Raw genomic sequence first — 4,018 nt, 5'->3', positions numbered from 1 at the left:
ATGCGAAAGCGCTCGCCCCGCCGGTGCAGGGTGACGTGGAAGGCGGCCTCGATGGTGCGCAGGTGCGCGTCGAGCGGGCCGCACAAATGGGCCAGCCGGGTGTTGTCCGCAGGGGCTAAGCTGTGCCTGAGTTGCATGGGTGGGGCAGATCCGTTCAGAAAAGCTGGCAAATTGTCGCTTCTCCGGGTGCCCCACGTGTGACTTCTCTTGCGAAAATGGCCGATCTTTGGGTTCGTGCCTCCTGGTGCGCCCTGGGCTTGTGGAGTCCCCTTTGAACGTGACGCATCGCTGGTGGCCGTTTCGCGGCCGCTCTTCCTCGCGGGAACAAGCCCCCGTCGATCCCTCCTCTGCTGCCGAGTCGTCGGCAGATCCTGCCCTGTCCGCTGCATCCGGCGGCAGTGCCTTCCCGGGGCCGTTTCGCCTGTGGGTGGTGTTGGGGCTGTCGCTGGCCCTGCTGGTGGCGTTGGCCCTGGTCGTGCTGAACCAGGAAGCCACCCGCCTGAGCCAGCCGGGCGCCCGGCAGGTGCTCGACGGCGCGCTGCAGCCTTTGACGCAAGCCTGGGCCGTGCGCAGCGACGCCCCGCGCTTCCCGGATGGCTCGAGCGGCCAGTTGGTGGCCCTGCCGGACGAGTGGTCTCGTTCGCAGCCCGGCCACAAGGGCGCCGTCTGGTACCGGTTCCACTTCGACCTGCTCAAGCAGCCCCCCAAGGAACAGGTGCTGGGTGCGCTGATCGATCGCGCCTGCTCCAGCGTGGAGGTGCACCTCAATGGCGTGCTGCTCTACCGCAGCGGCCGCATGAGCGAGCCCTACACCCGCCAGTGCTTCAGCTCGCACGTGGTGGCGCTGACCTCCAACCTGCTGCGCGAGCGAGACAACAACCTGGACGTCAAGATCGTGGGCTACCCGATTGGCCACGTCAGCGCCCGCCAGCGCGCAGGTGGGCTGGCCGCCTTGCAGGTCGGCACCCTGGCCGAGGTGCAGGAAGCCGCCGAAGACTCGACCTTCTGGACCCTCACCCTGTCGCAGATCATGGGCGGCGTGCTGGTCGTCATGGGCGTGTTCGCCCTGGGCCTGGCCTGGGTGCGCAAGCTCAACTACCTGCTGTACTTCGGCCTGCTGACCATGGGCTGGTCGGTGATGACCGGGCGTTTCTGGCGCGGCGAGTTGCCCGTGCCCAACGACGCCATGGAGGTCTTCATCGCCATCATGATGGGGCCGCTCAACGCTTTCGCCGTCAAGTTCCTGCTGGGTTACGCCGGTGCGGGCGTTCGCCCGGGCAGCGAGCGCGTCTGGGTCGACCGCATCAACCTGCTGCTTTGGGCCCAGTGCCTGCTGTTGCCGCTGAGCCTGCTGCTGCTGGGCGAAAACCGCATCTTCCTGGTCTCGCGCGTGTGGTTCATGGTGTTCACGCTCGAGCTCTTCGTGGCCATTGGCTACTTCCTGTGGCTGGCGGCCCAGGCCCGGCGCTCCGAGTTCTGGATGATGAGCGTGGCCCTGGGCGTGGTGGCGGCGGTGCTGGGCATCGAGCTGTCGTACCAGAACGGCCTCTTGCAAAGCGGCGGCCTGCACATCACCCACTTCGTGCTGCCGCTGCTCTATGCCGCCGTGGGCGTGCGCCTGATCCAGGTCTACGTGCGGGCCCTGCAGTCGGCCGAAGGTGCGCGGCTGCACCTCGAGCGCCGCGTGCAGGAAATCAGCGTCGAGATCGAGCGCAACTTCAACCAGATCGCCGAGCTGCGCATCGAGCAGATCGCCGAGAAGGAGCGCAAGCGCATCGCCGGCGACCTGCACGACGACCTGGGCGCCAAGCTGCTGACCATCGTGCACACCTCGGACAACGACCGCATTTCCACCCTGGCGCGCGAAGCCCTGGAAGAGATGCGCCTGTCGGTGCGCGGCCTGACCGGCAAGCCCCGCGTGCTGTCCGACTCGCTGGCCGACTGGCGCAGCGAGGTGGTGCAGCGCCTGGGCGAAGCCGGCATCGAGTGCGAATGGCGCAACCCCAACGACGTCATCGAAGAACCCCTGTCTTCGCGCACCTACGTGCAGACGACCCGCATCTTGCGCGAGGCGGTCAGCAACATCATCAAGCACAGCAGCGCGTCGCACGTGATCATTTCGGCGGATGTCGACCTGGAGCACCACGTCTTCACCCTGGTCATCCAGGACAATGGCAAAGGCATCCCGATGGAGCTCGATGGTCGCCTGGACCGCGGCCACGGCATGACCAGCATGAAGCACCGCGCCAAACAGCTCAGCGGGCAGTGCCTGGTCGAGTCCGGGCCGGGGTTCGGCACCGTCATCCGCCTGACCCTGCCGCTGGAAATCGCCGCAATGCAACAGGTCTTGCCGCCCCGTGGGGCGCTGGAAGGCCTGTCTTCTGGCGCGCAGCCCGGTTCGCGTGGACAATGAGCGCAGTATCTTTTAGCGCAAGCGCAGTGAGGCCCCTGAAACCATGAAGCAAATCCTCCTCCTCGAAGACCTTCCTGAAATCCGGGCATGGCTCAAGACGCTGGCGCTGCAGGTGTTCCCGGGTGCCCAGATCAGCGAGAGCGCGCGCATCCACGACGCGCTGGAGCTGGTCAACGCCGTGCGCTTTGACGTCGCCATGGTCGACCTGGGGCTGCCCGACGGCTCCGGCGTCGAGGTGGTGCAGGCCCTGCGCGAAAAGCAGCCTGACGTGCAGTCGGTGGTGGTCACCATCCACGACGACGACGACCACCTCTTCCCCGCCCTGCAGGCCGGTGCATTTGGTTACCTCCTGAAAGAGCAGTCGCGCGAGCAGCTGGCCGAGCAACTGCAGCGCATCGCCCAGGGCGAGCCGCCGCTGTCGCCGTCCATCGCCCGCCGCGTGATCCAGTACTTCACGGCCCAGGCCCGCCTGCAGCCGGTGCACCAGCCCGACACGGTCACCCCGCACGTGCAGCTCACCGACCGCGAAAACGAGGTCCTGTTGCGCGTGGCCAAGGGCTTCACGCTGCCGGAAATCGGCCAGCAGCTCAACCTGTCGCGCCACACCATCGCCGACTACGTCAAGCAGATCTACCGCAAGCTCAACGTGTCTTCGCGCGCCGAAGCCGCGCTGGAAGCGCAGCGCCTGGGCCTGTTCCGCCGTTGACCTTTGCCGACCGCCGCTGACCTGATCCGATGATTTCCCGTTTGGTTGGCGTGCTCGCCGGCAAGGCCCCGCCTCACGTCCTCGTTGACGTGCACGGCGTGGGCTACGAAGTCCAGGTGCCCATGAGCACCTTCTACAACCTGCCCGACACCGGTGGCCAGGTCACGCTGCTGACGCAGTTCATCGTCCGCGAAGACGCGCAGCTGCTGTTCGGCTTCCTGACGGCCGGCGAGCGAGAGTCCTTCCGCGAGCTCATCAAGATCAGTGGCGTGGGCCCCCGCATCGCGCTGGCGCTGCTCTCTGGCCTGAGCACCGACGAGCTCGCCGCAGCCGTGTCGGCGCAAGACACCTCCCGCCTGGTCAAGGTGCCGGGTGTGGGCAAAAAAACGGCCGAGCGGCTGCTGCTGGAGCTCAAGGGCAAGCTGGCGCCGGTGCTGGCGGCCCCGGGCTGGAGCGCCACGTCCGACCACCAGGCCGACATCCTGCAGGCCCTGATCGCCCTGGGCTACTCCGAGAAAGAAGCCCAGGCTGCGCTCAAGCAACTGCCCGCCGAGGTTTCGGTGAGCGACGGCATCAAGCTGGCGCTGAAGTCGCTGGCGCGCTGAGCCTGGCGCTGCGTCGGTGCCAGCTTGGGCTGGGGCATGATGGCCGCATGCGACCGATTTTCACGCTCCTTGCCCCTTGCCTCGCGCTGTTGGCCTGCCTGAGCTGGGCCGGCCCCTCGGCCGTGGCGCCCCAGCGCAAACCCGCCGCTTCTGTGGCCGAGCCGGCCGGTGGCGTGCGCACGGCGACCGAGCTGTGCGCGCAGATGGTGCGCCGGCTGCCCAATGTCTCGCGCCCCCTGTGCACCCGAGCGGAGTTGCAGGCGGGGCCGGGCGCTTCGGTGCGCGGCACCCCCA

Annotated in this window: 4 protein-coding genes and 1 pseudogene; 4 read left to right on the top strand and 1 reads right to left on the bottom strand. The window is 67.5% G+C overall.

The window, feature by feature from the left end; genetic code table 11:
- A pseudogene (locus B2W70_RS15130) lies at positions 1-137 on the bottom strand (PhoH family protein); the annotation flags it as partial.
- Positions 138-277: 140 nt separating this feature from the next.
- On the opposite strand from B2W70_RS15130, the gene B2W70_RS15125 reads away from it, so the two are divergent.
- From B2W70_RS15125 to B2W70_RS15110, 4 genes are all read left to right on the top strand, one after another.
- A complete protein-coding gene (locus B2W70_RS15125) occupies positions 278-2,413 on the top strand; it encodes a sensor histidine kinase (RefSeq protein ID WP_286746914.1) in 2,136 nt (711 codons plus the stop codon).
- Positions 2,414-2,456: 43 nt separating this feature from the next.
- On the top strand, positions 2,457-3,119 hold the full coding sequence (locus tag B2W70_RS15120; protein WP_058087671.1) for a response regulator: 663 nt from the start codon (positions 2,457-2,459) through the stop codon (positions 3,117-3,119).
- Positions 3,120-3,148: 29 nt separating this feature from the next.
- Positions 3,149-3,724: a Holliday junction branch migration protein RuvA gene (gene ruvA, locus B2W70_RS15115; RefSeq protein ID WP_058087672.1), complete on the top strand. Its 576-nt coding sequence runs from the start codon at positions 3,149-3,151 to the stop codon at positions 3,722-3,724.
- Positions 3,725-3,771: 47 nt separating this feature from the next.
- Positions 3,772-4,018 (top strand): hypothetical protein (locus B2W70_RS15110; protein WP_414631076.1); only part of this gene is annotated, 247 nt, incomplete at its 3' end.

Origin of the sequence: Aquabacterium sp. UBA2148, assembly GCF_002328915.1 — a bacterium.
Classification (GTDB): Bacteria; Pseudomonadota; Gammaproteobacteria; order Burkholderiales; family Burkholderiaceae_C; genus Aquabacterium; species Aquabacterium parvum.
This window is presented reverse-complemented; position numbering and strand designations above follow the sequence as displayed.